The 4085-nt window shown below is 73.5% G+C and carries 3 protein-coding genes; all 3 read right to left on the bottom strand.

Features of this window, described 5'->3' with window-relative positions; translation table 11 throughout:
• Positions 1 to 114: 114 nt before the first annotated feature.
• Entirely contained in the window at positions 115 to 1383 is a 1269-nt protein-coding gene (locus LCD31_RS27245; protein WP_224962778.1) for an NAD(P)/FAD-dependent oxidoreductase, read from the bottom strand.
• A gap of 111 nt (positions 1384 to 1494) precedes the next feature.
• Positions 1495 to 2865: an MFS transporter gene (locus LCD31_RS27240; protein WP_224962776.1), complete on the bottom strand. Its 1371-nt coding sequence runs from the start codon at positions 2863 to 2865 to the stop codon at positions 1495 to 1497.
• A gap of 176 nt (positions 2866 to 3041) precedes the next feature.
• Complete coding sequence (locus LCD31_RS27235) at positions 3042 to 3950, bottom strand: LysR family transcriptional regulator (RefSeq protein ID WP_224962774.1); 909 nt, start codon at positions 3948 to 3950, stop codon at positions 3042 to 3044.
• Positions 3951 to 4085 lie beyond the last annotated feature (135 nt).

The following is a 4085-nucleotide window of genomic DNA, read 5'->3' as shown; positions in this document are numbered from 1 at the left end:
CGGCCCCGCGCGCGGCGGGGGGGGGGGGGGCCCCCGGGGGCCCCCCGGGGGGGGGGGGGGCCCGGGGCCGGGGGGGGGGGGCCCCCGGGCCCCCCCCCGGGGGGGCCGCGGCGGTCAGCTCTCGTGGCCGGTGGCGAGCGCGGCGGCGTGCTGTGCGAGGTAGCCGCGCTGGGTGGCGATGTGGTCGGCGACGTAGCGGGCGTCGTGCCACACGCCCCAGATGAAGCTCGACCCGCGCCGCGACAGCCACGGCAGGCCGAGGAAGTAGATGCCGGGCTCCGCGGACACGCCCCCCCGCTGGTCGGGGCGTCCGTTCTCGTCGAACGCGTCGACCTGCAGCCAGCCGTAGTCGGCGGCGAAGCCGGTGGCCCACACGATCGACCCGACCTCGGCCAGGTCGAGCTCCCGGAGCGGATCGGTGGCGGCGGCGGGCAGCGGTCCGAGGACGTGCGCCTCCGGTTCCGGAGGCAGGTCCAGCCCGTTGCGCTCGACGTGCTCGTCCGCGGCGCGCAGCAGCGCGAGGTGCTGGGCGTCGCCGAGTTCGATGTTCGCGGCCAGGTCCGGCGCGAAGCGCAACGCACCGTCCACGTAGGACTCGGTCATGCCGACGAGCTCGATCCCGGTGCGGGCCAGCGCGCGGAAGTCGACGGTGCGCCCGCCCTGCGCGCCGCTGACCGCGATGGTCACGTGCTTCGCGCCCTGCGGCGGGGTGTCCGCGTCCCACAGGCCGAGCACGCCCAGCCACCAGCAGAAGTCGCGGCCGCGGTACCGGCGCGGCGGCCGGTCGTGCGGGCCGACGGACAGCAGCACCCGGCGCCCGGAGCGGCGCAGCTCGTCGGCGATCTGGACGCCCGAGGAACCGGCCCCCACCACGAGGACCGGCCCCTCGGGCAGCTGCTCCGGGTTCCGGTAGCCGCTGGAGTGCAGCTGCACCGGTCCGGCGTCGGCGGGCACGACGGGCGGGATCACCGGCCGCTGGAACGGGCCGGTCGCGGCCACCACGAACCGAGCGTCGATCGAGCCCGCCGAGGTCTCGACCCGGAACCCGGGGGCGCCGGCGTTCTTGCGCACCGAGGTGACCTCGACGCCGCAGCGGATCGGCGCGTCGATCTTCGCGGCGTAGTCGGCGAAGTAGTCGGCCACCTGGTCCTTGGTGGCGAACTCGTCCGGGCCGATCCCGGCGAACTCCATGCCGGGGAAGCGGTCGTGCCACGCGGGCCCGTTGGCGACCAGGGAATCCCACCGCTCGGTGCGCCAGCGTTCGGCGATGCGGTGCCGTTCCAGGACGACGTGCGGCACGCCCTGTTCGCCGAGGTGCTCGCTCATCGCCACGCCCGCTTGGCCGGCGCCGACGACCACCACCTCGGTCCGTTCGCTCGACATCTCGACCTCCTTCGACCGGCAGTCGCGAGTTCTTCCCGCTGCCACGGGAAAATCCTCGAAGACGCCGTGAGTTCTGTCCAACAGTCGTTGCAGCTGCGCCGCATCTGCTCGTCAGATGCGGGCGGGTTCGGCGTCCGGTTCGCCGGCGGGGGAGAGGTCCTCGGCGCGCAGCAGCGCGGTCCCGGAGGTCTCCCGCAACGTCAGGGCCGCGACCAGCCCGCCCACCGCGAAGATCATCATGTAGGGGCCGGGCACCAGGGTGCTGCCGGTCGCGGAGATCAGCACCGTCAGCACGTACGGCACCGTCCCCGCGAACAGCGCGGCGGTGAGGTTGTAGCCGATGGACAGGCCGCTCTGCCGGGTGCGCGTCGGGAAGATCTCCGCGGACCACACCGCGTAGGTACCGAGGATCGCCGCGAGGCACGCGCCCAGCAGCAGCCCCGCGATCCACGTCCCGACGAGCCCGGTCCGCATCAGCAGGAACGCGGGCGTCGCCAGCACCAGCAACGCACCGGTGGCCCCGATGAACACCGGTTTGCGCCCCACCCGGTCCGAGAGCCCGCCGAACAGCGGCACCAGCACCAGGCCCAGCAGCGAGATCGCCGTGGACAGCAGCCCGGCGTTGCCCGCCGAGTGCCCGAGGTGATCGGTCTCGTAGGTGACCAGGTAGGTCAGCACCACGTAGAACGGCACGTGCATCGCCGTCATCAGCCCGGCCGCCTGCAGCAGTTCCCGGCGGTGGGTGCGCAGCAGCTCCCGCGCGGGGCTGCGCGGCACGGTGTCCGCGGCCTCCAGCGCCCGGTACTCCGGGGTGTCCTCGATCTTGTTCCGGATGATGAAGCCGATGACGCCCAGCGGCGCGGAGATGAGGAACGGGATGCGCCAGCCCCACCCGGTGAGCTGCCCCTCGTCCAGCCCGACCGACAGCAGCAGGAACGCGCAGGACCCGGCGAGGAACCCCAGCAGCGAGCCGACTTCCAGCCAGCTCACCCCGAACCCGCGGCGGCGGCGCGGCGCGGTCTCGGCGAGGAAGCTCGCCGCGCTGCCGAACTCGCCCCCGGCCGCGAAGCCCTGCACCAGGCGCAGCACCACCAGCAGCACCGGCGCGGCCATCCCGATGGACGCGTAGCCGGGAAGCAGGCCGATCGCCAGCGTCGCCCCGGACATCAGGAAGATGACCAACGACAGCGTCCGCTTCCGCCCGATCCGGTCGCCGAGCGGCCCGAACACGGCCGCACCGATGGGGCGGATGCCGAACGACACCGCGAACACGCCGAACACGGCGAGCAGCCCGGTGGTGCTGTTCTCCGCGGGGAAGAACACGGTGGCGACGGTGTCGGCGAGGTAGGCGTAGGCGGCCCAGTCGAACCAGTGCACGAAGACGCCGACGGCGCCGGCGGCGACGCTCCGGCGCAACCCGGCGGCGCTCGTGGCCTCCGGCGCGGCGGATTCCGGGGCGGGGCCGTGGTGCGAGGTCGGCATGCGCGCCTCCAGGCGTCGGATCGGTGGGACCGCGCTGGTCGGGCGGCGCGGTGCGGACCAGACTGACGCCGGGCAGCGGGATTCGTCCAATAGATGTTTTCGCTGCGCGCGAGCTGAAGAACAGATGATCTCGGACGGATTCCGGCGCGGTTGCGGGCGTGTTGCCGGACCGGTGGCTAGCGCACGTCCCGCAACAGGTCCATCACGGCACGGGCACGCGCGGTCTGCCGCACGCCGCCGACCGAGGTGATCGTCACTTCCAGCGGCGGGCGGTCCCCGAGCAGGTCGAGGGCGACGACCTCGCCGCCGCCGTAGGTCTGCGCGGTCCGCGGCCGCTGGTTGAGGATCGAGTACCCGAGGCCCTGCGCGACGAGGGAGCGCACCGTCTCGTAGCTCCGGCTGCGGTACCGCACGTCCGGCGCGGTGCCGGAGGACGCCACGACCTCGCGGAAGTAGTCGCGGCTGTAGGGCAGGTCCAGCAGCACCATCGGATCGGTCGCCAGTTCCGCGAGGTCCACCGCCTCCCGGTCGGCGAGCCGGTGCCCGGCCGGGACGATCACGTGCGCGGGCGCCAGGTCGATCGTCTCCCGCCGCAGGTCGGCGTCGGTGGGCGTGCCCAACCCGTAGGTCAGCGCGAAGTCGATCCGCCCGGTGCGCAGCGCCTGGTGCAGGTGCTCGGCCTCGTCCTCCACCACGGTCAGCTCGACGTCCGGGTAGTGCTCGCCGCAGGAGGCGAACAGGGCGGGCAGGTAGTACGGCGCGAGCGTCACGAAGCAGCCGATCGCCACCGGGCCGCTGACGGAGCCGCCGCTGCCGCGCGCCTCCGCCTCGACGTCGCGGGCGCGGGTCAGCAGGTCGCGGGCCTGCTGCAGCAGTCGTTCCCCGGCCGAGGTGAGGGTGAGGCCGCGGGCCCGGTGCCGGATGAACAGCTGCAGCCGCAGCTCGTGCTCCAGGTTGGCGACCGCGGAGGAGACCGCCGACTGCGCGATGCGCAGCTCGTCGGCGGCCGCGGTCATCGAGCCGCGCTCGGCCGCGGTGACGAAGTAGCGCAGCTGCACCAGGGTGAAGCCGACGGGCGTGGTCATTCGTTGCTTCCTTGTCTTCGAACTCTTGCTGCGTGGTGCTCGGGTGGCGGGTTCTCAGCGTCCTCCTCGCTGCGGGATCGTTTTCACCGGTGGCTCCGCCACAGGAGAAAACGCTGTCCTCGCGAGGAGGACGCT

Origin of the sequence: Saccharopolyspora sp. 6M (assembly GCF_020176775.1) — a bacterium.
Classification (GTDB): domain Bacteria; phylum Actinomycetota; class Actinomycetes; order Mycobacteriales; family Pseudonocardiaceae; genus Saccharopolyspora_C; species Saccharopolyspora_C gregorii.
The sequence above is the reverse complement of the archived record's forward strand: the minus strand, read 5'-3'. Positions and strand labels throughout refer to the sequence as shown.

What these genes read in the sequence shown, in the direction of transcription:
- LCD31_RS27245 (WP_224962778.1), bottom strand. Translation starts at nt 1,383, where the DNA reads ATGTCGAGCGAACGGACCGAGGTGGTGGTCGTCGGCGCCGGCCAAGCG.
- LCD31_RS27240 (WP_224962776.1), bottom strand. Translation starts at nt 2,865, where the DNA reads ATGCCGACCTCGCACCACGGCCCCGCCCCGGAATCCGCCGCGCCGGAG.
- LCD31_RS27235 (WP_224962774.1), bottom strand. Translation starts at nt 3,950, where the DNA reads ATGACCACGCCCGTCGGCTTCACCCTGGTGCAGCTGCGCTACTTCGTC.